The following is a 26,686-nucleotide window of genomic DNA, read 5'->3' on the forward strand; positions in this document are numbered from 1 at the left end:
GTCTGAATCGAAGAGCTGAAGCAACATACTTTGCACATCGGGAGAATGCATTGGTATGGAGGGACTGCACATGTACAAACAACTGGTGGACAGTAATGACAGAGCGGTAGAAAGAGGCATAACCCGGCAAATGCTTGATCCGGAAAGCCGTTACTATGGAGGGACAATTGATCCCTTCACAGGTGTTGCCTGGGTCAACCATACGACAGGAACGCCCACGGATATGTGTTACTGGGGAGCTGCGATCTCCAATCCGGACTCCGTCTATTACCGGGATGAGGCATTGTTAAATCGACTGCTGTTAGCTACGGAATATGTACTTCGCTTCCAGCATGAAGACGGCTCAATATCACCTGGCTGGACCAATTACCATTCCCCTCCGGATACTGCATTTGTCGTTGTAGGGTATTCGCAGTTGTATCAGCTTCTTCTGCAACAGGAATGGGAGCCGCTGCAACCTGTATTGGACAATATGAGGCTGTTTCTGGAACGGACAATCCCAACCATGCTAACGGGAGGCTGTCATACGCCAAATCATCGCTGGGTGCTATGCGCGGCGCTTGGTTTCCTGCATGAACTATTTGATCTGGAGGAAGCTGTGCAGCGCGCAGAGCAGTGGATGGATGAAGGCATGGATATTACACCCGATGGAGAGTGGACGGAGCGGAGCAATGGGATATACAGCGCTGTTAGCGACATCATGTTAATTCATGCAGCGCGTCTGCTCAATCGTCCTGAACTGCTTGAACCGGTGAGGCTCAATCTTCGCATGATGGTGTACCTTGTGCATCCTACAGGTGAGATTGTTACGGACTATTCAGGTCGACAGGATCTGGGCAGTGTTCATGATCTGTCACCTTACTATCTGCCGTATGCCATTCTGGCGCGGTTGGACGGTGATCCACTCTTTGCTGGCATGGCAGCCTGGGCGGGAGATACATTAACAGATCCGGGAGTTTGCTCAGTGAATACGCTCATTCGGTTGATGCTTGAGCCTGAGCTTCAGCAGACAATTGAGGCACCTGATGCATTACCGGAACAGTATGAGGTCATGCTGAATGAACATTTTCTCCGGGGAGAATATCTGGAGCAGATGGATTTGGTAGGACATCACGGACGTATCTCTCACAGTCGGATGCATACGGATTTTGGTGCTCCGGTAGCTCGAATTCGGGATGGCGCTACTAGTGTGACTGTGATGACAGAAGTTCCTTCTTTCTTCGCACTTCGTCATGGCAAGGTGCGCCTGCTGGCTGTGCAACTGGCTTCTTACTTTAATCCAGGGTATGTACCTATGCAGCAAATGACGAGGTTGTCCGAAGGGTATCGACTAACTGGTGAGCAGAAAAAAGGTTACTACGGCCCAATCCCTGCAAACCTGCTGCCAGAATCGGCTGCATCAGCCATCAGTCCATGGTACTTGTTACCTCATCAGAGTCGTCAGCTTACTCATGAGCAGACCTTCCGTGTAGGAGCAGAATTACTGCCAACGGAAAACGGATGGAGCATGCATCTATCTGGACAGGAACCGGCGGACATCATGATGCAGTTATCCTTTGTATTCGGAAGCGAAGGTGAGCTGATCTGTGAAGACTCGATTGAAACGAGTGAGGGTCATTATTTGTGGAAAGGCGGTACATTACGCTATACCTGCGGAGAAGACTGGCTGGAGATCACCGGGGGCGAACTGGGTCATCTGGCGGCAACGGTACGTGAGGCAAAACTGCCGGACAAGTGTAAGGTTGTGCTGGTCAATTTCATGACGCCTTTTTATAAGACCCTTCATATTTCACTTTCACCTTCGATGGCGTTGAAAAATTAAGGCGATTGAGACTCTATTCTTCGGATGTTAACAAAGTCTATCGTTTTAGTTGATCTAATGCAGGTTCAATTGATGTAGTTACCTGAGTAATATCTGTTTACAAAAAATAAAGATGGCATTTCATCCGTGTATGATGGAATGTCGTCTTTATTTGCATTTTTTTCATAAACGACATGAAACTACATATTGAGAAGTGGGCCTTAAGATGTGGTATACTGGAGAGTATGAATGAAATGCAAAGAGGAGGTGCCTTGGAAGATGAAGGGCAAGCTAGTGCGGGCTGAGGGACACCTTGCCAATATTATACCGATTCACTTGGATGCTTCTTTCTTCTTTGAAAGAGCTGTCCGCTCGCTGGACCGAAATCATGTCGACAAGGCATTAAAATATTTTCGCAAAGCTGTTGAATACGAACCGGAAAATCCGGTAAATCATTGCAATATGGCGGGTATATTATCGGAGAAGGGGGATTACGAAGCCTCCAATGCCATTCTGGCTAACGTGCTGGAAGTGGTAGATCCGTCAATGACGGAATGTTATTTCTATATGGCGAACAATTATGCAAATATGGATCGGTTTGAGGAAGCCGAGCAAGCACTTGTTACCTATTTGGAGGAGGACACCCAAGGTCAGTTCATGACGGAAGCCGAAGAGATGATGGAGCTTCTGTATTATGAGCTGGATCGTCCGACCAAACTGAATCGAATCAAATCACGCAAAGGTGTAGTGGAGCACGATCAGGCACGGGAACTGCTGGAAGAAGGAAAATTTGCACAGGCTGCTGAATTGCTTGAAGGCATGTCTTCTGATTATCCTGATTACTTGGCTGCCCGTAACAATCTGGCACTCGCCTACTATTATATGGGTCTGTTTCCCAAAGCAAAAGAGACCATTGCCGAAGTGCTTGAACAGGAACCAGGTAATCTGCATGCACTCTGTAATCTGGCCATTTTCCATCAAAATGAGAACCGGGCTGATCAAGTGCTGCTTCTGATCAAAAAATTGCGGGTCATCGTGCCATTTCAGCACGAACAAGTCTACAAACTGGCGACAACGATGGGAATTCTGGGCCAACACGATACGGCTTATGTTCACTTCCGGCGTTTGCTCAAGGACGAAGAGACAGCTGCTGATCCGGCACTTGCTCACTATGCAGCCGTGGCGGCTTATAATACAGAACGGTATGATGCTGCTGAGCGTTTATGGCATCATGTGTCCAAGCTTGATCTGGGTTCCGAAGTATCCCGGTACTATCTGTCAGGTCTTGAGGCTGTAAGACAAGGCGAGCAGGAACCGGAGAAGCTGAGTTATCACTATCATCTGCCATTTGATGAGCAGTTCAGACAGTGGGAGAACTATGGTAGTGGCATACCTGAAGAAATGAAAAATGATCCACTGATTCGCTCATCTTTCTTCTGGGCATTGCGTCATGGTGATCGGGCAACCAAGCTACAGGTAATACATGCGCTTGGGATGATCGGTGACTATGAGGTGCAACAGGCTCTGCAATCCTTTATTGAAGAGCCTGGAGAAGAACAGGATCTGCTTGAGGCAGCACAAGCTGTACTGAACGGATTGAAATCGGCTGAACAAGAGGATCGGAATTCTCAGGTGGTTCGACCCTTTTCTCCTGTAGCCTTGAAGTCTATTGGGAAGGTTCAATCCACTTCAGAGCCATCGGACAATGGATCAACCTCCCATTGGCAGGCTGTTGTTGATCGTGCGTTACAGATGTCTGAAGCAAAGGCTGAGTTGCAGCAAGAGATGGAACGGCTCTGGACGGATTATGTATCCCGGGTACATCCGGAGGTTCCAGGTACGAAGCAGATTGAGGGTTGGGCTGCAGGACTTGAATATTTGGCAGCGAAGAATCACAGTCGGCCCGTTACCTATCAAAGCATTGCTGAGCGGTATGGGATATCGGCATCAACGGTTAGCAAGTATGCTAAACAGATTCATTCGGTTTGTAACAGCAAGCCACCACTTGTATAGAAAAAGTTCGCTTTAACTCGTTTTCAGAAAGACATCATCAGGTGAAGGATACAACAACCGGGAAAACGGGTAAACTTAACGAATGGGCCTCGTAAACGCCTGTAGGATATCATCTTGGCAAGTTCATCGCTAGTACAACACATTCTCACCTTAATTAAGGAGGCTGTATCTATATGTCTAAATACAGAACGATTGTGATCGGAACGGGACCTGCGGGTCTGACAGCAGCGATATATCTGGCTCGTGCTAATCTGAAACCACTGGTTATCGAAGGTCTTCAGCCGGGTGGTCAATTGACGACGACAACGGAAGTTGAGAATTTCCCCGGTTTTCCGCAAGGTATCATGGGTCCGGAACTGATGGACAACATGCGTAAGCAAGCTGAACGTTTTGGAGCAGAATTCAAAAACGGTTGGGTAGAAGAGGTTGATTTCAGCAAACCACCCTTCAAGGTAAAAGTTGGAGGAATTGGTGAACTGGAAGCTGAATCGATCATTATCTCCACAGGTGCTTCCGCTCGTTATCTCGGTATTCCGGGTGAGCAGGAAAATGTGGGACGTGGTGTAAGTACATGTGCGACATGTGACGGCTTCTTCTTCCGAGGCAAAAAAATCGTGGTCGTGGGCGGCGGAGACTCCGCGATGGAGGAAGCGAGTTTCCTGACTCGTTTTGCAACAGACGTGACATTGGTTCACCGCCGGGATGAATTGCGTGCATCCAAGATTATGCAGGATCGGGCACGCAGCAATGAAAAGGTGAAGTGGGCGCTGAACCGTACTCCACTCGAGGTCGTACCAGAAGCTTTGGGTGTCAAAGGATTGAAGGTGCGCAACAACGAGACGGGGCAGGAAGAGTTGCTCGAAGCAGATGGCGTATTCGTTGCCATTGGTCACACACCGAATACAGGATTCCTGGGGAATGCGATCACACTGGACGAACATGGCTATGTTGTCGTTAAACCGGGAACAACGGAGACCAATATTCCGGGTGTATTCGCCTGTGGTGATGTTCAAGATACGAAGTATCGTCAAGCTATTACGGCTGCAGGATCAGGATGTATGGCCGCGATGGATTGTGAGAAGTTCCTTGAAGGAAGCATTGTCCATGATTGGAGCGAAACGTTGGATAAATAAGCATTACATGCGTGAGGTTAGGCATATGTTAGGAATAAGAGACAACGGGAAGTCTCATGAAATGAGAGAAGCCGGAAGGCTTCTCTTTTTTTGAAACTACAGTGGGCATGAGTTCGTATACATATAGGGCATATTAGCTGTGAGGTGAAGATTTTGGGGGAAATGATAAAAGATTGGTTACAGAATGCGACAGTGAGACGGTTTTTGATCTTGCTCTTGTTCTGTTTAATTTTGTTCAGTATGGGGAGTATGCTGCACATGATTCTGCTGTTGTTCCTGGTGACATATGTCATGAACAGGTTACAGCATTTCATTACAGGTGGTCTGAATCGATTGTTTCCGATCAATTATAAAGTTGTGGTCATCCTGCTCTATATGATTGTGATCGCAGTGATTGTGCTTGGTATATCCAGATATTCACCACGGATCGTGGATCAGGTCGTTCAGTTGACCAACGAGATTATGAAATTTCTGGATAGTGCAGACGGTGATAATTTTGCATCCAAAATTGCGGGTTATCTTCAATCCTTCGATATTAAAAATTACACCAATGATGCATTGAAATATATTTTCGCTTTGAGCAAATGGCTGGAGTTTATTCTGCTTGTCATCATTCTGAGTCTGTTCTTCTTGTTGCAGAAGCAGGAGATATCCAAGTTCACGTCCAAGTTTAAAACAAGTAAAATCGGATGGTTCTACAATGAAGTGGCTTATCTGGGAGACAAATTCGTGTCTTCTTTTGGTAAAGTCATTGAGGCACAGCTTCTTATTGCGGTGTTTAATACGGTGCTGACGATACTGGGCTTATGGATTCTGGGCTTCCCGTATCTGTTCGCTCTGACTATTCTGGTGTTCATGCTCAGTCTGGTTCCCGTTGCGGGAGTTATCATCTCACTTGTACCGCTCTGTCTGATCGGGTATCAGATGGGTGGACTGAAATTAAGCATTATTGTAATCATCATGATTATTGTTATTCATGCTTTGGAGACGTACTTCCTGAATCCTAAACTGATGGCACACAAGACCAAATTGCCAATGTTCTACACCTTTATCGTACTAATTCTGTCGCAACACTTCCTGGGGATCTGGGGACTGATCATTGGTATTCCGATCTTTGTCTTCCTGCTCGATATTCTGGATGTGAACAAGATGGAGAAGACAGAAGAGCCGGTACGTGTGGAAACGAAGTTATAACGCAGAAAAATCAACTGAGTTTAACCCCAATTCTACAACTTCAGAATTTTCATAAAGTAAGGGTGCCTTCTATATGTAGAAGGCACTTTTTTGTTGGCAATATCGTCATTAGATAACTTTCTGCATGAGAATGACAGGTGGCGGGGTGCATAAGACGAGTCACCCTATATGAGGGACGATGTTGATCTTTTATGAATGGAACGAGTGAAGATGCAATATCATGAGTTGAGGCTTCCTCTGTTATGGAGGAAGGAATAAAGCGTGCGTTTATAAATGAAGGTAATGAGGATGTATGCGTATTCAAAAATGCTATGTGATGTGGTTCACAACCCTGGTGAAGCATGATGTATACAAGCTCTTATCGTCTTGACCCAGGCGTATCCTTCAATTATAGTTGGTACGTAGGACTTAAACTATTTTAGATAGATAAAGGTGGCTTGCAGCATGTCTGAGAAAATCTACGTTGGGGTCGATCTCGGCGGAACAGCAATCAAGGTCGGTATATGCGATGAACAAGGTCAGCTAATGCATACGTATGAAGGACCGACTGAAGTGGATAAGGGCGTAGACACGGTCATCGCCAACATCGAGAAGTATGTCCGACATATCGTAGCCGAATCACCGTACAGCTGGGAACAGCTTGAGGGTGTAGGTGCTGGAGTGGCCGGTTTCACGAATGTACGCGAGGGAATTATCGTTCATGCCCCTAACATCGGATTTCGGAATGTGGCCATTCGTTCGATTCTGGAAGAACGTCTGGGCAAGCCAATCAAAATAGATAACGATGCAAACGTGGCTGCACTGGGTGAAGTATGGGCAGGTGCTGGCAAAGGCGTAGACAACTGCGTATGTTATACACTCGGTACGGGTGTTGGCGGAGGCTTGATCTTGAATGGCAACATCTATCAGGGTTTCTCCGGTATGGCGGGAGAACTGGGTCATATCAGTGTTGTACCTGATCTGGAGGCCATCAAGTGCGGTTGTGGTAAAATGGGATGTGTAGAAACAGTATCGTCTGCAACGGGTATTATCCGTATGGCAAAGGATGCAGTAGAACGTGGTGATCATACGTCACTGGCTCTCGTCGACAAGATTGCAGCCAAAGAAGTATTTGATGCTGCCAAGGCAGGCGATGAAGTGGCACAGCGCATTGTGAATCGTGCGGCCTTCTACCTGGGCAAGTCCATGGCTACTGTAGCGGCTGTCATTAACCCGGAGATGTTCATCATTGGTGGTGGCGTATCCAAAGCAGGTAATTTCTTGTTCGATGAAATCCGTACCGTATTTGCTAAGTTGACACCGGAACCACTCCAAGAAGGGGTTCAGATTCTGGAAGCTACACTTGGTAATAATGCAGGTATTGTAGGTGCAGCAGGTCTTCTCTTGCGTTCCTAGTGACCTCGTAACAATATATGAAGACAGCAATATGATAAGGAGGGGACATTTATGCTTGAAGGTGAAGGCTCACCAGGCACAGGCGCCACGCTCATTATCATTACGGGTATGTCCGGAGCAGGTAAAACCATTGCAGTACAAAGCCTGGAGGATCTGGGTTTCTTCTGTGTGGATAATCTGCCGCCGGTATTGATTCCGAAATTTGCGGAACTAATTGAACAGTCAAACGGCAAGATTGGTAAGGTTGCATTGGTTATCGATCTGCGCGGGCGTGAATTCTTTACGGCTCTGTCCGAGTCTTTGAACTATATTAAAGATCATTTTACCATTCATTGCGAGATTTTATTCCTGGATGCTACAGATTCTGTACTTGTTCAGCGTTACAAAGAAAGTAGGCGCAGACATCCACTGGCTCCTGAGGGCATGCCGCTGGACGGCATCCGACTGGAACGCAAGATGTTGGAGGAACTCAAAAACTCTGCGACTCAGGTACTGAATACAAGCACAATGAAACCTGCTCAACTGAAAGAACGCATCATATCCCGCTTTTCTCATCTGGAAAGCCAAATGCTGTCGGTGAATATTACGTCGTTTGGATTCAAATATGGCATTCCGATTGATGCTGATCTGGTGTTTGATGTACGTTTTTTACCGAATCCGCATTATATTGATCATTTGCGTCCGAATACGGGGCAGAATAGTGATGTCTATGAATATGTCATGAAATGGCCAGAGACACAGGCCTTTCTGACGAAACTGCTGGATATGCTGCATTTCCTGATTCCGCAATACCGGAAGGAAGGCAAAAGCCAGGTTATTATTGGAATCGGCTGTACCGGAGGCAAGCATCGTTCGGTAGCAATATCGGAATATTTGGGCAAGATGTTGGGAAGCAGCGAGACAGAAGCTGTCACCGTGAGCCATCGCGACGCTGACCGGGACCGTCATTGAAGAGGGTGAAGGGATGAAAGAGGCCGGACCACGAAGAGAACGTCCGAGAATAGTTGTAATGGGCGGCGGAACCGGATTATCCGTGATGTTGCGCGGTTTGAAAGAAAAGCCGCTGGATATCACGGCCATCGTCACAGTTGCAGATGACGGTGGAAGTTCAGGCATCCTGCGCAATGAGCTACAGATGCCGCCTCCGGGCGACATTCGCAACGTGCTTACGGCACTGGCTGATGTAGAACCATTGCTTTCAGATATGTTAAAGTATCGTTTCAACACAGGCGCGGGGCTTGCAGGCCACAGCTTGGGGAATTTGATTTTGGCTGCAATGACGGATATTTCGGGCGACTTTGTGACCGCAGTGCGGGAGCTTAGCCGCGTGTTTGCCGTTCGAGGTGAGGTATTGCCAGCAGCCGGTCAGGCCGTTGTGTTGCATGCGGAGATGGAAGATGGGACAATTATTACAGGTGAGTCCAAAATCCCTGAGGCGGGTGGACGCATCAAACGTGTGTTCCTTGAACCGGATCACGTGGAGCCGTTGCCAGAGGCAGTAGAGGCCATTCGTCAAGCTGACGCCATTCTAATCGGGCCAGGAAGCCTCTATACAAGCATCCTTCCCAATCTGCTCGTACCTAAGCTGGCTGAGGCTGTGGTAGAGGCTGATGCGGTGAAGATGTTTATCTGTAATGTTATGACACAGCCGGGAGAAACAGATAACTATACGGTAAGTGACCACCTTAAGGCGGTACACGAGCATATAGGTCATCAGCTCTTCGACTATGTTATCGTAAATAATGGTGATATTCCGCTGCAAGTGCAGAATAAGTATGCGGAAAAAGGAGCAAAACCGGTTGTACTGGATATGAATGTACTCGAAAGTGCCGGCTATCAGGTGGTTGCAGATACCCTTGTTCTGTTCAAAACCTATCTGCGTCATGATGCCGACAAGTTGAGTCATCACATCTACCAACTGGTACAAAATTGGATGTTACGGAAGAGGTGAAGTCCCATGTCGTTTGCAGCACAGACCAAAAAAGAGTTAACCATGATCGAGAGCGAACCGTGCTGCGAAAAGGCGGAACTTTCAGCCCTCATCCGTATGCTTGGTGCAGTGCAGTTATCGAATAAAAAAGTGATCTTGGATATTTCGACGGAGAATGCCGCCATTGCAAGACGGGCATACTCTCTGCTTAAAAAGCATTTTCAAGTGCATACGGAATTACTGGTCCGCAAAAAAATGCGGCTGAAAAAGAACAATGTATATATTGTTCGTATTCCAACCATGGTACAGGAGATTCTCAACAGTCTTCATATTGTATCGGAAGGTTTTCTGTTTACGCCAGGAATTAATACGGAGTTGTTTCAGCAGAACTGTTGTAAACGGGCCTATCTTCGCGGTGCATTTCTGGCCGGTGGATCGGTTAATAATCCGGAAGGCTCCTCGTACCATCTGGAGATTGCGTCCATGTATGAAGAGCACTGTCAGGCACTCGTTGACCTGGCCAATGAATTTCATCTGAATGCCCGGTGTATAGAACGGAAAAAAGGATTCATCCTATACATTAAGGAAGGCGAGAAAATCATTGAGCTGCTCAGCATCATTGGTGCTCATCAGGCCTTGTTCAAGTTTGAAGATGTACGAATTATGCGAGACATGCGTAACTCCGTTAACCGAATTGTCAATTGTGAGACCGCCAACCTGAACAAAACCATTGGAGCGGCGGTAAGACAAATCGATAATATACGGTTATTGCAAAAGGAAGTTGGTCTGGAGTCGCTGCCTGAGAAGCTTCGCGAAGTGGCGGAGGTTCGACTGGCTCATCCAGATATCAATTTGAAGGAAGTGGGCGAACTCCTTAAAGGTACAGTTAGCAAGTCAGGAGTGAACCATCGGCTTCGTAAAATTGATGAGCTGGCTGAGAAAGTACGCACAGAACGTTATGGTTAAGACGGAGTAGGGTAAAGTAACAAGGTCGGCTGTTTCTGCTGAACAGAAAGGTCGGGAAATTCAACCGTTAAAGGTCTAGAGGACTTATTTAGGACATTGGATGCGCTGTGCACAAGATGAAATAGGGCAAGATAATGTCCATCAAAGCACCCTGAGTTTTTTCTTCTAGTGTCCTGCACGGGTTAATGGTATAATGTTGTATAAATATAATTGTGTATTTAATGTCCAGATTTCATAATAGGGGGTAAGTTTCCATGACAAAGCACCCGGTAGTTGTCCGTTTGAAAACGGGTCTCCATGCCAGACCTGCGGCACTGTTCGTTCAAGAAGCGAATAAGTACTCGTCTGAAGTGTTCGTCGAGAAGGACGACAAAAAAGTTAATGCAAAAAGTATCATGGGGATCATGAGCCTTGCGATTAGCACAGGTACGGAAATCCAGATTAGTGCAGAAGGCGCGGATGCCGAACAGGCTGTAAACGCTTTAGTTAGTCTGGTAAGCAAGGAAGAGCTCGAAAACCAATAAGATATGATCAATCCAATGAAGAAGTCCCGAAAGGGGCTTTTTTGCGTTTTTCACGTTTATGCTATCGTCAAGTGCAACATTATGGAATTTGTCCCGTCTGTTAAGGTATCAAATCGTTTAAAGTTTGAGATGTTAACACATAAGGAGGCTATCGTGATGGGTAAACAATGGATGAAACCGTTTGGTGCGGTGCTGGTGGCAAGTACGTTGCTTGTTGGAGGAACGGCATGGGTTGCACCAGGTAACTCTGCTTACGCTGCAGAGGTTCAGGGAGTACAACAGAATGTGATTAATGTTGTGGGTAAAGGTGAGATTCAAGTGAAGCCTGATATCGCGTATCTGTCCATTGGTGTGAACAGTACTGCAGAGACAGCTGCATCTGCTCAAAAAGCGAATGCTGCCAAAGTTCAAAAGGTATCCAACTTGCTAAAGAATACGTGGAAGATCAGTACAGACGACATTCAAACGAGTCAGTTCTCTGTACAACCCAACTATACGTATAGCGAAAAAGACGGACAACAAATTAAAGGATATACAGCGCATCATACGCTGACTGTCACATACCGTGAGATGGACAAGATCGGCGAGTTGCTCGATGCTGCTTCGGGTGCGGGTGCCAACAATATTGAAAATGTGCGCTTTACTGTAGAAAACCCGGAAAGTTATGAGTCCCAAGTGATTGAGAAAGCTGTTGCCAATGCAGATGTGAAAGCTGGCGCCATTGCAAAAGCAGTTAAACGTCAACTGGGTGCTGTTCTTTCCGTTAGCCAAGGTGATGCCAATGTGCCTGTGTTCTATGCAAGTGAGGCGTTGATGTCCAAAGCACAAGATACAGCAGGTGGCACTGAGATTGAAACAGGCCAGGTTAAAGTAAGCACAATCCTGAATATCACGTATGAAATGAAATAAACAAGAGGCAACTAGGATTGTAAGCTCAAGTAACCTTTTCAAGTGTCATTTGAAGGGTACAACGAAATAATGACAAAGACTTTGTCCTGTGGACAGAGTCTTTTTTGTTGGAAAAGCAAACTTTCATGAAGTTAGATAGGAGGGTACCTTTTTGAAGCAACATGAAATGCTGTATATTGGTATCTTTTTTGTATAGTTGTTCGTGACAAAAAGGTCATATCCCCATATATTTTCCGCCTGATATTCATCAACATTGTAACTCGAGCTGTAAACCTTTCCGAAATCGGGTTAATTATAATAGAGAGGTGAGCGTATGAGATATGCGATCAGGTCATGAGTACATACGCAATGATCCCTAATTGTGAATTCAGAGAGGAGTTTTATATATGACATCATGGAAAAAATGGACAAGTGCATTGCTTGCGGCAGGAATTATTGTAGGTAGCGGTTCGGTATGGCAGGACAGTTCGGTTCAGGCAGCATCGGTATCCTCTAAAGTGACAACCCCGGCTGAGGTAACTCTGAAATCGGGTGGGAAAACACTGACTCAAAAAGGACTTCTTCAAGGTGGCTCAACTTGGGTATCTCTTACGGCAGTTAAAGATGTGGCAGGTGGAACGCTGAAATATGATGCGAAAACCAAAGAGTACACTTTGACAGCAGCCAATAACACGATGACGATCAGCCTATCGGATGGCGAACCGAGTGTTCGAATTAACAACTATTATCCTCAAGTGGACGCAAAGCTTATCAACGGCAGATTGTATATTCCATTCTCAGCAATGAGAGATTATCTGGGTGTACAGGGGAACTGGGATGGCAAAACCAAAACGTTGACACTCAGCAAGGTGAAACAAAATAACGTTAAAATTAAAGCGGCAACAGTTAATGTCACTGTGAAAAATGCCGAAGTAGATGTTCAATATCCGCAGGTGAGTGGACTTGCCAGCAAAGAAGCTGAAGCGGCGATTAACAAAGTGCTGAAAGATGAAGTGGATGCTTATGTAGCTGACTTCAAGAAACAGACATCTGAATTCGGCGGTGCAACAGCCAACCGTCCATATGCATTTGAGAGCTCTTATGTCGTGACGTACAACGAAAAAGGCGTGCTGGGACTCATTACACAACGATACGAGGATTATGCTGGCGCTCATGGGATGACATACCGTACGGGCCACACCTTTGCACTGGACACAGGCAAGGAGCTTACATTGGATGATGTGCTGCAAAATAACAAAACCATGCGCGAGACGTTGAGTAAAAAAGTGGGTGAACAACTGAAAGCCCGCGGTGGGTACCTCGACGGTTACAAAGGGTTGAATAAAGATCAAGATTTCTATGTGACACCAACGGGTCTAGTTGTGTTCTTCCAGTTGTATGAGTATACGGCGTACGCAGAAGGATTCCCTGAAATGCCATTTACGTACAAAGAGCTTCTCCCTAAAGGCACAGAACCTTTCAGTAATGTATCTAAAACCAAATAAAGAAATCATTATTATGCACTCTTAAGTTATCTTCCTTATTCCTTATAAAATGAAAAAAAGAAGCCCTCATCATGATCATGATGAGGGCTTCTTCTCGTATAGACAACACAATTATATGTTGCTGATTACGTTAGGTGTTGATTATGTTAACGCATAGACCGTGGTCTACGTCACACTTAGATGCCTTGTGATCCTACGTTTTCGATAACTTTATCAATGATACCGTAATCGGCGGCTTCAGCAGCACTCATGAAGTAGTCACGATCTGTATCTTTCTCAATCCGCTCCAGCGGTTGACCTGAACGCTCAGAGATGATGCGGTTCAAGGTATCACGCATTTTCAGGATGCGGCGAGCACGAATTTCGATGTCAGAAGCCTGACCTTGTGCACCACCAAGTGGTTGGTGAATCATAATCTCACTGTTTGGTAATGCAAAACGTTTACCTTTTGCACCGGCATTCAACAAGAATGCACCCATGGAAGCCGCCATACCTACACAGATGGTAGATACATCCGGTTTGATGAATTGCATTGTATCGTAAATCGCCATACCGGCTGTAATCGATCCGCCTGGGCTGTTGATGTATAAGTGAATGTCTTTCTCCGGATCTTCCGCAGCCAGGAACAACATCTGTGCCATAATGGCATTAGCCACTACGTCATTAACATCGCTACCAAGGAAAATAATACGATCCTTCAGCAATCTGGAGTAGATGTCGTAGGCGCGCTCACCCCGGTTGCTCTGTTCAACGACCATTGGAATAAAACTCACGTGAAAAACCTCCTTGGAATGTAAATGTTATTGGTGTTTATACTTAAACTGTTACCGTATTACCCACATAATAAACAATTCCAAACAAAAAGTCAAAGAAAGTCAAACTAACTTGCAAAAAAAAGAAACCTTTCCGGTTTCATTGGTTAAATGGGTTATGAGCTGTTAATAAAAATGGCGCGCCCGCCAAGAATCGAACTTGGATCTCAGGCTTCGGAGGCCTACGTCATATCCATTGGACCACGGGCGCACATTATGTGACAGCAATAATGATTATAGCTCATGAAATATTTAATTGCAAGCAGTTCGTTGTGGTATTGGTTTGGATTAACCTAAAAATGATCATGATGAAGAAGAGTGGATAAAGAGTGCATTTAAGTAAATGCTATTAGAGGTTTTGGACATGCTGTATGAAATGTGATTCTGAGCGATATGTAGATTGGATTCATTTGTTTCTTCTATATATGGTATGCGTGAGCTAGTCCTAGATCATGGAAGTCTAAGATTGTGAAAATAGGCGCGTACAAACGCTGAATGCGTGTCGAAATAACACGTTGAAACACTTGCATGTCACGTCAGTTTTAGGTAGAATAGACGTGGGACTTAAAAAGTTAACCCGGGACGTTTTAGGGCCACGAAAGAGAGCTTAGAACGAGAACTTGCGGGAGTGGAAAGCATGCGAACGATTTTAGAAATACAAAAGCAGCTTCTGCCTGATCTCATGGATATCTTGAAAAAGAGGTATACGATTCTGCAACAGATCATGTTATCGGATGTGATCGGACGGAGAACGTTAGCTAATTCCATGCAGATGACCGAGCGGGTTCTGAGGGCTGAGACCGATCTGTTAAAGGCTCAGGGACTTATTGAAATTGACAGTGCAGGAATGAAGGTCAGCGAGGCAGGGTATGATTTGCTGCAGCAGTTAGAGCCCGTAGCCAAAGAGTTGTTCGGATTATCCGAGCTGGAAGAGCGCATCAAGCAAGCCTACGGTCTGCAAAAGGTAGTTGTGGTTCCTGGTGATTCGGACGTTTCTCCGTTTGCCAAAAGGGAACTGGGCAGAGCCGGAGCGAAGGCTCTCGGCAATATCATGAGTGACAACGACGTTGTCGCCGTTACTGGCGGATCAACAACGGCCGAAGTCGCAGAGCAACTGACTCCGCCAACATCGCTCAAAGGTGTCTGGTTCGTACCGGCACGCGGTGGACTTGGAGAAAGCCTTGAAATTCAGGCAAATACGATTGCATCCACAATGGCAAAACGGGTAGGAGCGCAATACAAACTCCTGCATGTACCGGATTTGCTTAGTGATCATGCCTATGAATCATTAATCCAGGACCCCAGTGTTCAGGAGATTCTGCAGCTGATTCGGAAATCGCGGATTGTTATTCATGGAATTGGTGATGCCGTGGAGATGGCTACAAGACGTAAACTTGCGACGGAGATTATAGATGAACTTCAGCAGCAAGGAGCAGTATCTGAATCTTTCGGTTATTACTTTAATGATCAGGGCAAGGTGGTACATACCATGCTTACACTGGGTATGCGACTTCAGGATATTGAACGAACCGATGTCGTGATTGGAATTGCAGGTGGCAAAAGCAAAGCTGCTGCTATACATTCCGTGTTGCGATTTGGTCAGGAAGATATTCTGATTATTGATGAGGCTGCTGCCGAAGTCATCGTTGCTGAAATGGAATAAGTTTTACTTTGCATCACAACCATTGTTGTCTTGACGGACTTCACCGTCTGTCTTGAATATATAAGTTTCATAAAAAATTAATCAAAACTTGGGAGGAACTTACTCATGATTAAAGTAGGTATTAACGGTTTTGGACGTATTGGACGCTTGGCATTCCGCCGTATTCAAAATGTAGCAGGCATCGAGGTAGTAGCAATCAACGACTTGACTGACGCTAAAATGCTCGCTCATTTGCTCAAATATGATACAACTCAAGGTCGCTTCGATGGCGATGTTGAAGTACACGATGGCTTCTTCAAAGTGAACGGCAAAGAAGTTAAAGTATTGGCTAACCGTAACCCGGAAGAACTTCCTTGGGGCGACCTGGGCGTAGATATCGTTCTGGAATGTACTGGTTTCTTCACAACTAAAGAAGCTGCTGAGAAACACTTGAAAGGTGGAGCTAAGAAAGTTGTTATCTCCGCACCAGCTACTGGCGACATGAAAACCATCGTTTACAACGTAAACCATGAAATCCTCGACGGTACTGAAACTGTAATCTCCGGCGCATCTTGCACAACAAACTGCCTGGCACCTATGGCAAAAACACTGCAAGACAAATTCGGAATCGTTCAAGGTTTGATGACTACAATTCACGCTTACACTGGCGACCAAAACACGTTGGATGCTCCACACCCTAAAGGTGACTTCCGTCGTGCTCGCGCAGCAGCTGAAAACATCATCCCTAACACAACTGGTGCTGCTAAAGCAATCGGTCTGGTAATCCCAGAACTGCAAGGCATCCTTGATGGTGCAGCTCAACGTGTACCAGTAGCTACTGGTTCCCTGACTGAGCTCGTAACTGTTCTGAACAAAAAAGTAACAGCTGAAGAAGTTAACGCAGCTATGCAAGAAGCTTCCGATCCAGAAACTTTCGGATACACAGAAGACGAAATCGTATCTTCCGATATCCAAGGAATCACTTTCGGTTCCCTGTTTGATGCAACTCAAACTAAAGTTCTGACTGTTGGCGACCAACAATTGGTTAAAACTGTTGCTTGGTATGACAATGAAATGTCCTACACTGCACAATTGGTTCGCACTTTGGAGCACTTTGCAAAAATGATTAAGTAAAATCTGCAATAACATAGAGCGGAAACAGATGCTATATTGTTTCCGCTCTTTATATATCTACATTTTGCAAATTTCTCAAAAACACCAGGATTGACAAGGGATTTTAGCTCTTGATTGGTCCACCAAATACATGGGTGCGGAGGAAATACAGATGAACAAAAAAAGTGTACGCGATATCGAATTGACAGGAAAACGGGCTTTTGTCCGTGTAGATTTCAATGTGCCGCTCGAAGATGGTAAAATTACAGATGACAAACGTATTCGTGCAACGCTTCCTACAATCAACTTCTTGATTGAAAAAGGCGCTAAAGTCATTTTGGCAAGCCACATGGGTCGTCCTAACGGCGAAGTGGTTGAATCCTTGCGTTTGACTCCAGCAGCTGAGCGTTTGTCTGAATTGCTTGGTAAAACAGTTGTTAAAGCTGACGATTCCGTTGGTGACGCTGTTAAAGCTCAAATCGCTGAACTGAACAACGGCGACGTATTGTTGCTTGAAAACGTTCGTTTCCACGCAGGCGAAGAGAAAAACGATCCGGAACTGGCAAAACAATTTGCTGAACTGGCTGACGTTTTCGTTAACGATGCGTTTGGCGCGGCTCACAGAGCACACGCTTCGACTGAAGGAATCGCTCACTTGCTTCCAGCAGTGTCCGGTTTGTTGATGGAGAAAGAACTTGAAGTGTTGGGTAAAGCAATCTCCAACCCTGAGCGTCCTTTCACAGCTATCATTGGTGGATCCAAAGTTAAGGACAAAATCGATGTAATCGACAACTTGCTGAACATTGCAGACAACGTAATCATCGGTGGCGGTCTGACTTACACGTTCTTCAAAGCACAAGGACATGAAATTGGACAATCCTTGCTGGATGATTCCAAACTTGATGTTGCTCTCGGTTTCATCGAAAAAGCGAAAAAATTGGGCAAAAACTTCTACCTGCCGGTAGATATCGTAGTGTCTGACGATTTCAGTGCGAAAGCAAACACACAAATCGTTGACATCGATGGCATCCCAGCAGATTGGGAAGGTATCGACATCGGTCCTAAAACACGTGAGATCTATGCTGATGTAATCAAAAACTCCAAATTGGTTGTGTGGAACGGACCAATGGGCGTATTTGAAATCGAGCCATTCTCCCACGGTACTCGTGCAGTAGCGGAAGCTTGCGCTGAGACAGAAGCTTACACTGTAATTGGTGGCGGTGACTCCGCAGCAGCAGCTGAGAAGTTCAAATTGGCTGACAAAATGAACCACATCTCTACAGGTGGCGGTGCATCGCTCGAGTTCATGGAAGGTAAAGTACTTCCAGGCGTAGTGGCATTGAACGACAAGTAAGTTTTAGTAGTCTATAGCATGAAGGAGTTGAAACCCATGAGAACACCGATTATCGCAGGTAACTGGAAAATGTTCAAAACGGTTTCCGAGTCCAATGACTTCATTCAGGAAGTTAAAGGAAAAGCGGAAGTTGAAGGCGTGGAAACTGTAATCTGCGCACCGTTTACAAATCTGCCATCCCTGGTAGAAGCTGTTAAAGGCACAAACATCAAAATTGGTGCACAAAATCTTCATTTTGAAGATAACGGTGCATTCACAGGTGAAATCAGCGGCGTGATGCTGAAAGACCTGGGTATGGATTATGTCATTATTGGTCACTCGGAGCGCCGTCAATATTTTGCGGAAACCGATGAGACTGTCAATAAAAAGTTGCATGCAGCATTCCGTCACGGATTGACTCCAATCTTCTGCCTTGGTGAGACGCTTGAAGAGCGTGAAGTGAACCAAACAAAAGACGTATGCAAAGTGCAAACAGTAGCTGCTTTTGCAGGTCTGTCTGCAGAGCAAGCGGCACAAGTTGTTATCGCTTATGAGCCAATCTGGGCGATTGGTACAGGCAAATCCTCCACTTCCCAAGATGCGAATGAAGTTATTGCTTACATTCGTACGCTGGTGAAGGATCTGTACAACGAGACGGTTGCGAATGCAGTTCGTATTCAATACGGCGGCAGTGTTAAACCAGAGAACGTAACAGAATACCTCGGACAAAGCGACATCGACGGCGCACTTGTTGGCGGTGCCAGCTTGCAGCCGGCTTCGTTCATCGCGCTTGTTGAGGGGGCGAAGTAAGATGACAGCTCCAAAACCTGTAGCACTGATCATCATGGATGGCTTTGGTCTTCGTAACACGGTGGAAGGCAACGCGGTAGCGCAAGCCAAGAAACCTAACTATGACCGTTTCATGAGCCAATTCCCACATACAACGCTCACTGCTTGCGGTGAGGCTGTAGGTTTGCCAGAAGGGCAAATGGGAAATTCCGAGGTAGGTCACCTGAACATTGGTGCCGGCCGGATCGTATACCAGGATTTGACCCGTATCTCCAAATCCATTCGTGACGGCGAGTTCTACGACAATGAAACACTTGTCAAAGCGGTTCGCGAAGCAAAACAAAGCGGCAAAAAGCTTCATCTCTACGGTTTGTTGTCCGATGGCGGCGTACATAGTCACATCGACCACCTGTTTGCTATGCTGGATCTGGCCAAAAAAGAAGAAATGAACGATGTATATATTCATGCCTTCATGGATGGCCGTGATGTGATGCCAGACAGTGGTAAAGACTTCATGCAGAAGCTGATCGCTAAGATTGAAGAAGTTGGTGTAGGTAAAATCGCAACGGTTCAAGGGCGCTATTACGCGATGGACCGTGACAAACGTTGGGAACGGGTTGAGAAATCATACCGCGCCATCGTTTATGGAGATGGACCAAAATACACTGACCCACTCAAAGCGGTTGAAGAATCGTATGAGAAGTCCGTATTTGATGAATTCGTTGAACCAACGGTTATCGTCAAAGCGGATGGTGAGCCGGTAGGTTTGGTAGAGAGCGGCGATTCCGTGATCTTCCTCAACTTCCGTCCTGACCGTGCGATCCAGTTGTCGCAAGTATTCACAAACCAGGATTTCCGCGGTTTCGATCGTGGTCCGAAGTTCCCTGTGGGCTTGCACTTTGTATGCTTGACTTTGTTCAGCGAGACGGTTGAAGGTTATGTGGCTTATTCGCCGAAGAACCTCGACAACACCCTGGGTGAAGTTCTGGTACAGAACAATAAAAAACAACTGCGTATTGCAGAAACTGAGAAATACCCGCACGTTACCTTCTTCTTCAGCGGCGGTCGTGATGTGGAGCTTCCGGGCGAAACTCGCGTACTGATCAACTCACCAAAAGTTGCAACGTATGATCTGCAACCAGAGATGAGCGCGTATGAAGTGGCTGATGCATGTGTTCGTGAGATCGAAGCAGACAAACATGACGCCATCATTCTGAACTTTGCTAACCCTGACATGGTTGGACACTCCGGCATGCTGGAGCCTACCATCAAAGCAGTTGAAGTAACCGATGAGTGCATGGGCCGTGTTGTGGATGCAGTACTTGCCAAAGGCGGCGTTGTACTGATCACTGCGGATCATGGTAACGCGGATATGGTGTTCGATGAGAAAGGACGTCCGTTCACAGCTCATACAACGAACCCGGTTCCATTCATCGTTACGGATGCCAATGTAACCCTGCGTGAAGGCGGAATCCTGGCGGATATTGCGCCAACGATCCTTGACCTGATGCAATTGCCTAAACCAGCTGAGATGACAGGTACATCCGTCATCGCTACCCGCAAATAAGTTACGTAACAAGATATATAATTGGGCGGCTTGGCGTTTGCACATTGAACGAAGGCAGCAGAAATAGTCTGAAGAAGCAACGCGTTCGCCTTTATCACATGATTTCAACTTATGAAAATAAGTTCAAAGAAATCAGGCGATAACAGCGATCAGAAGACGATTCTGCTGACGTAGTGAAAAAGGGCAAACACAAGTTGCTCCAAAAAATTAAATCCCAACTATAAAGGAGATTATCACAAATGACTATTATTTCTGACGTGTACGCTCGCGAAGTCCTCGACTCCCGCGGTAACCCTACAGTAGAAGTTGAAGTATACCTGGAGTCCGGCGCAATCGGACGCGCAATCGTTCCATCCGGTGCATCCACTGGTGCCCACGAAGCCGTTGAGCTTCGCGATGGCGACAAATCCCGTTACCTCGGTAAAGGCGTTCTGCAAGCTGTTAAAAACGTAAACGAAACAATCGCTCCAGAAGTTATCGGTATGGATGCATTGGATCAACTGGGTATCGACAAATTGATGATTACTTTGGATGGTACGCCAAACAAAGGTAAACTGGGTGCTAACGCAATCCTGGCTGTATCCATGGCAGTAGCTCGCGCAGCTGCTGACGCTCTGGACCTGCCATTGTACGTTTACCTGGGCGGATTCAACGCTAAAGCACTGCCAGTACCAATGATGAACATCATCAACGGTGGTGAGCATGCTGACAACAACATCGACGTTCAAGAGTTCATGGTTCTTCCAGTTGGAGCACCAAGCTTCAAAGAAGCTCTTCGCGTAGGCGCAGAGATCTTCCACAACCTGAAATCCGTATTGAGCTCCAAAGGCTTGAACACAGCTGTAGGTGACGAAGGTGGTTTCGCACCGAACCTTGGTTCAAACGAAGAAGCAATCACTACAATCATCGAAGCAATTGAAAAGGCTGGTTACAAACCAGGCGTTGACGTATTCCTGGGTATGGACGTTGCTTCCACTGAGTTCTACAAAGATGGTAAGTACACACTTGCTGGTGAAGGTAAATCTTACACTTCCGCTGAGTATGTTGACCTTCTGGCTTCATGGGTTGAGAAATACCCAATCATCACAATCGAAGACGGTATGTCTGAAGATGACTGGGATGGTTGGAAATTGCTCACTGAGAAATTGGGCGACAAAGTACAACTCGTTGGTGATGACCTGTTCGTAACAAACACTGAGCGTCTGGGCAGAGGTATCGACGAAGGTATCGGTAACTCCATCCTGATCAAAGTTAACCAAATCGGTACATTGACTGAAACATTTGATGCAATCGAAATGGCTAAACGCGCAGGATACACAGCTGTAATCTCCCACCGTTCCGGTGAGTCCGAAGACAGCACAATCGCTGATATCGCTGTTGCAACTAACGCTGGTCAAATCAAAACGGGTGCTCCTTCCCGTACAGACCGTATTGCGAAGTACAACCAATTGCTCCGCATTGAGGATCAACTGGGTGAACTGGCTCAATACAATGGTCTTAAAGGATTCTACAACCTTAAAAAATAAGCTGGATCTACAGCTTTTACGGGCAAGCCGGGTAACCGGCTTGTCTTTTTTATTAAGACGGAGTAATGATATAACGTAAGGATCACGCAGATGGTGAAATTTAGGGCATTGTATAAACTGTACTACTTGTAGTACAACCATAGCTATGTTACAATTAAAGTAACTGTTTTTATGGTGAGATGTTATGCCCACATGGGTAGGAGGTGGAAAGAATGGATATTGCTTTGAAATTGCTGCTCGTTGTTTTCTCGATCGGTCTAATCACTGTAGTATTGCTGCAGCACGGGAAAAGCGCTGGTTTGGCGGGTGCCATCTCCGGTGGTGCGGAACATCTTTTCGGTAAAACGAAAGCGCGCGGATTGGATCTCTTCCTGCAACGTGCAACGGTGGTACTGGGTGCAGGATTTATGATTTTGTCTATTATTGTTACGGTGGTTTCCAAGTAAGATTCGGAACTGCTGTTCAATGAATAGCTTAAGCTAATGGCTTAATTGAGGAACCTTCGTTTCGTGAAGAAACGGGGGTTTTTTAATAAATTCTTACGCGTCCAAACTTTTCCAACAATCTAATCTATAGACTCCATGATTTTCGGTCTTCTTCTCACTTCTGTTTCGGTTTTCCTTCCTTAATATGCAATACACCCCTATCATGTATGGTATGTCCCTCGCTTATTCGTTACGCGAACTCACTCCCTATAATGAATGCCATGTGTACAGAAAATTTTCGCATGTCGTCCTTTTCCAGATGCGCACAGCACGTGTATCGCATAAAATGTCTGTAGAGATACGTGAAAGCGCGATTTTAGTGGAGCGCTTGGCAAACTGTGGTTTTTTTGCGAGGTACGGATGGGCCGGATTGAATTCGTGTATACTAGGGTATGAGATAGTATGGTTGCACTACTACGCTCTTTACAACAGTGATATTGCATTGCATGAAAATGGTAATAATTCCGATACATAAAGAGATGAGATTGCTTACACTTTTATGTTTCCCGAGGTGAATATATTAATGATAACAGAACAACAATTGCTCGACTTCATGCGGGAAACCGCTTATAAACCCATGACTTATCAGGAGTTGGAACAGCACTTCGCTATTGAAGATGCAGCTGATTTCAAAGCCTTTTTGATTATGCTTAATACGCTGGAGGAATCCGGTAAAGTTTTGCTGACCCGTAACAATCGCTATGGCATGCCAGAGCGCATGGATTTGGTACGCGGACGTTTACAGGCTCACGCCAAAGGCTTTGCTTTCCTTATCCCCGAGGATCGGGAGCACCCGGATGTGTACATTCATGCCAATGATATGAAAAGTGCGATGAATGGTGACACGGTACTGGTTAAAGTCACGTCTCAAGGACCTTCTGGCGGTCGCCTGGAGGGTGAGATCGTTCGCATTGTTACTCGTGCTGTAACACAAGTCGTTGGTGTGTTCCAAAGCCATGAAGTGTACGGATTTGTCATTCCGGATGACAAACGGATTAATCGCGATATTTTCATCCCGCGTACCAACTTTGCTGGGGCGGTTGATGGACAGAAGGTCGTAGCAAAGATCGTCAGCTATCCGGAGGGTCGTGCGGCGGCCGAGGGTGAAGTGATCGAGATTCTCGGTCATAAGGATGAGCCGGGTATTGATATTTTGTCCGTCATTCGCAAGCATCAGTTGCCTGAAGCCTTCCCCGATGAAGTGGTAGAAGAAGCGGAGAAAGCACCAGACTCCATCACGGATGAAGAGATCGTACAACAGGGTCGCCGTGATCTGCGCGGACTTAACATTGTCACGATTGATGGCGAAGATGCCAAGGATCTGGATGATGCTGTTAACGTAGAGAAGCTGCCTAACGGTAACTATCGTCTGGGTGTTCATATTGCTGACGTTGGCTATTATGTGCAGGAGAATTCCAAGCTGGATCAGGAAGCTTACAACCGTGGATGCAGTGTGTATCTGGTGGATCGGGTTATTCCGATGTTACCACAGCGTTTGTCCAACGGGATCTGTAGTTTGAACCCGCAGGTAGACCGCCTGACACTGTCATGTGAAATGGAGTTTAACGACCAGATGAAGGTTGTGAAACATGACATTTTCACAAGTGTAATCAAAACCAAAGAGCGGATGACGTATTCCAATGTCCGTAAAATCCTTGAAGGTGAAGAGCCGGAATTGCTCGAGCGTTATAAGGATCTGGTAGATGATTTCCATCTGATGAAAGAGATTGCTTTGAAGTTGCGTGCGATGCGTATGCGCCGTGGTGCGGTTGACTTTGATTTTGAAGAATCGAAAATCATTGTGGACGCAGAGTGCAAACCGGTAGATATCGTAAAACGGGAGCGTTCGATTGCAGAGCAAATCATTGAGGAATTCATGTTGGCAGCGAACGAAACAGTGGCAGAGCATTTCCACTGGTTGAAGGTTCCGTTCATTTATCGTGTACACGAAGACCCGGATCAGGAGAAACTGCAAAATTTCCTCGCCTTTGCGGCGAATTTTGGACACCAGGTCAAAGGACGTGGCAATGCGATTCATCCACGGGCGCTTCAATCGTTGCTTGAGGATATCAAAGAAACGAAAGAACAAACCGTGATTAGTACAATGATGCTCCGTTCGATGAAACAGGCGAAGTATGATTCTGAAATGTCAGGTCACTTTGGCCTCGCGGCAGAATTCTATAGTCACTTTACGTCTCCAATTCGTCGATATCCCGACCTCGTCATTCACCGGGTGATTCGCGAAGTCATTGAAAATAATGGTGCTTTGCCGGAGAATCGTCAGGAATATTTGGCAGCACGTATGTCCGATATTGCGCAACAGTCTTCGGAACGTGAACGTGTGGCGGTAGAAGCTGAGCGGGATACGGAGAAAATGAAAAAAGCCGAGTACATGCTCGACAAAGTAGGCGAAGAGTTCGAAGGTATGATCAGCAGTGTGACCAGCTTTGGTATGTTCATTGAACTGGAGAACACGGTTGAAGGTCTGATTCGCTTGAGTGCGCTCACGGACGATTATTACCATTTTGACGATCAGCATATGGCTCTGATTGGTGAACGTACCTCGAAAGTCTTCCGCATCGGTGATGAAGTGAAGATTCGTGTGGCACGTGTAAGCATGGAAGAGTATACGATTGATTTTGAAATGGTGGATATGAAACCTCGCGGTGAACGTCTTGGCGGCTTCGGTGGCGGACGTGGCGGTAAAGGTGGACGTCCTAGTAGCGGCGGCGGACGCGGCGGTGCCAAGGGTGGACCGGGTGGTTTCAGCGGTTCACGTGACGGCAAAGGAGGCTCATCTGCTGCTGGAGCCAACCGTGGTGCCAGATCAACGGAAGAGAGCAGCAAAGGTGGACGTGGCGGTCGCGGTGGAGCAGCGAGTGCAGGTGCGGGCGCAGGCTCATCCGGTGGCTACGCAGGCAAAGGCGGCAAACCTAAAGGTGAGCGTCGTGCGGGTGATGCTGGTGGATCAACTGGCCGGGGCAAAGGCGCGTTGAGCTTTGGTTTTGGCTCAGGTAAAGGCGGATATAGCTCTACATCGGGTGGATCGGATAGTAGTTCAACCGGTGGACAAGGAAGTGGCCTGAACAGCGGCAGCGGTCGCGGTGAAGGAAGCTTTAAGTCCGGCAAGGGCGGCGGTAAAGGTGGCAAAGGCGGAAGTGGACGCAAAAACACTTCGCCGAGCGGCGTATTTATTGGAGAGAATGCAACTCCTGGTGGCGCTCAGGAAGGTGGAGCACCACGACGCAAGCGGAAGAAGAGCAAAGGTGCAGCTGGTAACGGTACGGCAGCTTTTGTACGGAAAAAGAAAAAATAAAGCTAACGTAACTTGGAGAAATGGATTACAATTCGTTCCTCCAGGTTAAGCGTTGGAGAAAATAGTCACTTCAGCCGGTGTGTTGTTTCGCACAGTCTGAAAGTGGTGTAATGAGGAGGGGCGGCAGAGGTCGCCTCTTTCTTGATTTTAACAGCCGTACTTGCTACAATTAAGGTCTGGCACGTGGTACCTTGGTGCAACATTGGGTGCGTTGCTATAGAGCATGGTACCGGCTTATTTTACGGAGAAGGAGTGAGGACATGGGCAAGAATGATGGACAGAGTAAAGTGCTTGCACAGAATAAAAAGGCTTCCCATGACTACTTCATTGAAGATACGTATGAAGCGGGCATGGTGCTTACCGGAACGGAGATCAAATCTCTTCGTAACGGCCGTGCGAATATTGGTGACGCATTTGCCACGATTCGAAACGGTGAGATTCATATTCACAATATGCATATTAGTCCTTTTGAACAAGGGAACCGAAATAATCCACTCGATCCGACACGTACACGCAAGTTGTTGATGCATAAAGTGCAGATTCACAAGCTGCTCGGGCTGTCGAAACAGGATGGGTACAGCATTGTGCCGCTGAAAATCTATATCCGCAATGGTTACGCAAAGCTCTTGCTCGGACTGGGTAAAGGTAAGAAGCAATACGACAAACGTGAAACTGCCGCGAAGCGCGATGCTCAACGTGATATCCAACGGGTACTGCGCGAGAAGCAGAAGGTTGCACGTTAAGTGGAACGATG

At 46.4% G+C, this 26,686-nt stretch carries 21 protein-coding genes and 1 tRNA gene; 20 read left to right on the top strand and 2 right to left on the bottom strand.

The window, feature by feature from the left end:
• Positions 1 to 70: 70 nt before the first annotated feature.
• From MHB43_RS00840 to MHB43_RS00890, 11 genes are all read left to right on the top strand, one after another.
• Positions 71 to 1,822, top strand: a complete 1,752-nt coding sequence (locus tag MHB43_RS00840; RefSeq protein ID WP_339181116.1) for a hypothetical protein — start codon at positions 71 to 73, stop codon at positions 1,820 to 1,822.
• Between the two features lie 258 nt (positions 1,823 to 2,080).
• Positions 2,081 to 3,814, top strand: a complete 1,734-nt coding sequence (locus tag MHB43_RS00845) for a tetratricopeptide repeat protein (RefSeq protein WP_405131108.1) — start codon at positions 2,081 to 2,083, stop codon at positions 3,812 to 3,814.
• A gap of 173 nt (positions 3,815 to 3,987) precedes the next feature.
• Positions 3,988 to 4,947 (top strand): thioredoxin-disulfide reductase, encoded by a 960-nt coding sequence (gene trxB, locus MHB43_RS00850; protein WP_091012024.1) that lies wholly within the window; start codon positions 3,988 to 3,990, stop codon positions 4,945 to 4,947.
• 162 nt (positions 4,948 to 5,109) lie between these two features.
• Complete coding sequence (locus tag MHB43_RS00855; protein WP_036616412.1) at positions 5,110 to 6,141, top strand: AI-2E family transporter; 1,032 nt, start codon at positions 5,110 to 5,112, stop codon at positions 6,139 to 6,141.
• 444 nt (positions 6,142 to 6,585) lie between these two features.
• Positions 6,586 to 7,536 carry an ROK family glucokinase gene (locus tag MHB43_RS00860; protein ID WP_062837749.1) on the top strand — a complete coding sequence of 317 codons (951 nt, stop codon included), beginning with the start codon at positions 6,586 to 6,588 and terminating at the stop codon, positions 7,534 to 7,536.
• Between the two features lie 51 nt (positions 7,537 to 7,587).
• Positions 7,588 to 8,487 (top strand): RNase adapter RapZ, encoded by a 900-nt coding sequence (rapZ, locus tag MHB43_RS00865; protein ID WP_017691251.1) that lies wholly within the window; start codon positions 7,588 to 7,590, stop codon positions 8,485 to 8,487.
• A gap of 13 nt (positions 8,488 to 8,500) precedes the next feature.
• Positions 8,501 to 9,487: a YvcK family protein gene (yvcK, locus tag MHB43_RS00870; protein ID WP_017691250.1), complete on the top strand. Its 987-nt coding sequence runs from the start codon at positions 8,501 to 8,503 to the stop codon at positions 9,485 to 9,487.
• Between the two features lie 6 nt (positions 9,488 to 9,493).
• A complete protein-coding gene (gene whiA, locus MHB43_RS00875) occupies positions 9,494 to 10,432 on the top strand; it encodes a DNA-binding protein WhiA (RefSeq protein ID WP_091038642.1) in 939 nt (312 codons plus the stop codon).
• Between the two features lie 254 nt (positions 10,433 to 10,686).
• Positions 10,687 to 10,956 carry an HPr family phosphocarrier protein gene (locus MHB43_RS00880; protein ID WP_017691248.1) on the top strand — a complete coding sequence of 90 codons (270 nt, stop codon included), beginning with the start codon at positions 10,687 to 10,689 and terminating at the stop codon, positions 10,954 to 10,956.
• Positions 10,957 to 11,112: 156 nt separating this feature from the next.
• Positions 11,113 to 11,865, top strand: coding sequence for an SIMPL domain-containing protein (locus tag MHB43_RS00885; RefSeq protein WP_405131109.1), 753 nt, complete (start codon positions 11,113 to 11,115; stop codon positions 11,863 to 11,865).
• A gap of 386 nt (positions 11,866 to 12,251) precedes the next feature.
• Complete coding sequence (locus tag MHB43_RS00890) at positions 12,252 to 13,349, top strand: stalk domain-containing protein (protein WP_405131110.1); 1,098 nt, start codon at positions 12,252 to 12,254, stop codon at positions 13,347 to 13,349.
• A 176-nt stretch (positions 13,350 to 13,525) separates the two neighbouring features.
• On the opposite strand, the gene clpP is transcribed toward MHB43_RS00890, so the two are convergent.
• Together clpP and MHB43_RS00900 are read right to left on the bottom strand one after the other, a co-directional pair.
• Positions 13,526 to 14,122, bottom strand: coding sequence for an ATP-dependent Clp endopeptidase proteolytic subunit ClpP (gene clpP, locus MHB43_RS00895; RefSeq protein ID WP_017691245.1), 597 nt, complete (start codon positions 14,120 to 14,122; stop codon positions 13,526 to 13,528).
• A 175-nt stretch (positions 14,123 to 14,297) separates the two neighbouring features.
• Positions 14,298 to 14,372, bottom strand: a tRNA-Arg gene (locus MHB43_RS00900).
• Positions 14,373 to 14,798: 426 nt separating this feature from the next.
• Here MHB43_RS00900 and MHB43_RS00905 point away from each other — a divergent pair.
• The 9 genes from MHB43_RS00905 (at position 14,799) to smpB (ending at position 26,675) form a co-directional block, all read left to right on the top strand.
• Positions 14,799 to 15,824 (top strand): sugar-binding transcriptional regulator, encoded by a 1,026-nt coding sequence (locus MHB43_RS00905; RefSeq protein ID WP_405131111.1) that lies wholly within the window; start codon positions 14,799 to 14,801, stop codon positions 15,822 to 15,824.
• A gap of 105 nt (positions 15,825 to 15,929) precedes the next feature.
• Complete coding sequence (gene gap / locus MHB43_RS00910) at positions 15,930 to 16,937, top strand: type I glyceraldehyde-3-phosphate dehydrogenase (protein ID WP_017691243.1); 1,008 nt, start codon at positions 15,930 to 15,932, stop codon at positions 16,935 to 16,937.
• A 151-nt stretch (positions 16,938 to 17,088) separates the two neighbouring features.
• Positions 17,089 to 18,270 carry a phosphoglycerate kinase gene (locus MHB43_RS00915; protein WP_036674741.1) on the top strand — a complete coding sequence of 394 codons (1,182 nt, stop codon included), beginning with the start codon at positions 17,089 to 17,091 and terminating at the stop codon, positions 18,268 to 18,270.
• A gap of 36 nt (positions 18,271 to 18,306) precedes the next feature.
• Positions 18,307 to 19,059: a triose-phosphate isomerase gene (gene tpiA / locus MHB43_RS00920; protein WP_405131112.1), complete on the top strand. Its 753-nt coding sequence runs from the start codon at positions 18,307 to 18,309 to the stop codon at positions 19,057 to 19,059.
• Position 19,060: 1 nt separating this feature from the next.
• Positions 19,061 to 20,605 carry a 2,3-bisphosphoglycerate-independent phosphoglycerate mutase gene (gpmI, locus tag MHB43_RS00925; RefSeq protein WP_047841461.1) on the top strand — a complete coding sequence of 515 codons (1,545 nt, stop codon included), beginning with the start codon at positions 19,061 to 19,063 and terminating at the stop codon, positions 20,603 to 20,605.
• A 239-nt stretch (positions 20,606 to 20,844) separates the two neighbouring features.
• Positions 20,845 to 22,131 (top strand): phosphopyruvate hydratase, encoded by a 1,287-nt coding sequence (gene eno, locus MHB43_RS00930; protein WP_062837741.1) that lies wholly within the window; start codon positions 20,845 to 20,847, stop codon positions 22,129 to 22,131.
• Between the two features lie 212 nt (positions 22,132 to 22,343).
• A complete protein-coding gene (gene secG / locus MHB43_RS00935) occupies positions 22,344 to 22,577 on the top strand; it encodes a preprotein translocase subunit SecG (protein ID WP_062837740.1) in 234 nt (77 codons plus the stop codon).
• Between the two features lie 562 nt (positions 22,578 to 23,139).
• Positions 23,140 to 25,932, top strand: a complete 2,793-nt coding sequence (rnr, locus tag MHB43_RS00940; protein WP_339181129.1) for a ribonuclease R — start codon at positions 23,140 to 23,142, stop codon at positions 25,930 to 25,932.
• A gap of 260 nt (positions 25,933 to 26,192) precedes the next feature.
• A complete protein-coding gene (smpB, locus tag MHB43_RS00945; protein ID WP_036674736.1) occupies positions 26,193 to 26,675 on the top strand; it encodes an SsrA-binding protein SmpB in 483 nt (160 codons plus the stop codon).
• Positions 26,676 to 26,686: the final 11 nt, after the last annotated feature.

Source organism: Paenibacillus sp. FSL H8-0317, from assembly GCF_045040685.1.
GTDB lineage: Bacteria > Bacillota > Bacilli > Paenibacillales > Paenibacillaceae > Paenibacillus.

Excerpts from the sequence above, each read along its gene's own strand:
- MHB43_RS00840 (WP_339181116.1), top strand. The coding sequence starts at position 71 with ATGTACAAACAACTGGTGGACAGTAATGACAGAGCGGTAGAAAGAGGC.
- MHB43_RS00845 (WP_405131108.1), top strand. The coding sequence starts at position 2,081 with ATGAAGGGCAAGCTAGTGCGGGCTGAGGGACACCTTGCCAATATTATA.
- trxB (WP_091012024.1), top strand. The coding sequence starts at position 3,988 with ATGTCTAAATACAGAACGATTGTGATCGGAACGGGACCTGCGGGTCTG.
- MHB43_RS00855 (WP_036616412.1), top strand. The coding sequence starts at position 5,110 with ATGATAAAAGATTGGTTACAGAATGCGACAGTGAGACGGTTTTTGATC.
- MHB43_RS00860 (WP_062837749.1), top strand. The coding sequence starts at position 6,586 with ATGTCTGAGAAAATCTACGTTGGGGTCGATCTCGGCGGAACAGCAATC.
- rapZ (WP_017691251.1), top strand. The coding sequence starts at position 7,588 with ATGCTTGAAGGTGAAGGCTCACCAGGCACAGGCGCCACGCTCATTATC.
- yvcK (WP_017691250.1), top strand. The coding sequence starts at position 8,501 with ATGAAAGAGGCCGGACCACGAAGAGAACGTCCGAGAATAGTTGTAATG.
- whiA (WP_091038642.1), top strand. The coding sequence starts at position 9,494 with ATGTCGTTTGCAGCACAGACCAAAAAAGAGTTAACCATGATCGAGAGC.
- MHB43_RS00880 (WP_017691248.1), top strand. The coding sequence starts at position 10,687 with ATGACAAAGCACCCGGTAGTTGTCCGTTTGAAAACGGGTCTCCATGCC.
- MHB43_RS00885 (WP_405131109.1), top strand. The coding sequence starts at position 11,113 with ATGGGTAAACAATGGATGAAACCGTTTGGTGCGGTGCTGGTGGCAAGT.
- MHB43_RS00890 (WP_405131110.1), top strand. The coding sequence starts at position 12,252 with ATGACATCATGGAAAAAATGGACAAGTGCATTGCTTGCGGCAGGAATT.
- MHB43_RS00905 (WP_405131111.1), top strand. The coding sequence starts at position 14,799 with ATGCGAACGATTTTAGAAATACAAAAGCAGCTTCTGCCTGATCTCATG.
- gap (WP_017691243.1), top strand. The coding sequence starts at position 15,930 with ATGATTAAAGTAGGTATTAACGGTTTTGGACGTATTGGACGCTTGGCA.
- MHB43_RS00915 (WP_036674741.1), top strand. The coding sequence starts at position 17,089 with ATGAACAAAAAAAGTGTACGCGATATCGAATTGACAGGAAAACGGGCT.
- tpiA (WP_405131112.1), top strand. The coding sequence starts at position 18,307 with ATGAGAACACCGATTATCGCAGGTAACTGGAAAATGTTCAAAACGGTT.
- gpmI (WP_047841461.1), top strand. The coding sequence starts at position 19,061 with ATGACAGCTCCAAAACCTGTAGCACTGATCATCATGGATGGCTTTGGT.
- eno (WP_062837741.1), top strand. The coding sequence starts at position 20,845 with ATGACTATTATTTCTGACGTGTACGCTCGCGAAGTCCTCGACTCCCGC.
- secG (WP_062837740.1), top strand. The coding sequence starts at position 22,344 with ATGGATATTGCTTTGAAATTGCTGCTCGTTGTTTTCTCGATCGGTCTA.
- rnr (WP_339181129.1), top strand. The coding sequence starts at position 23,140 with ATGATAACAGAACAACAATTGCTCGACTTCATGCGGGAAACCGCTTAT.
- smpB (WP_036674736.1), top strand. The coding sequence starts at position 26,193 with ATGGGCAAGAATGATGGACAGAGTAAAGTGCTTGCACAGAATAAAAAG.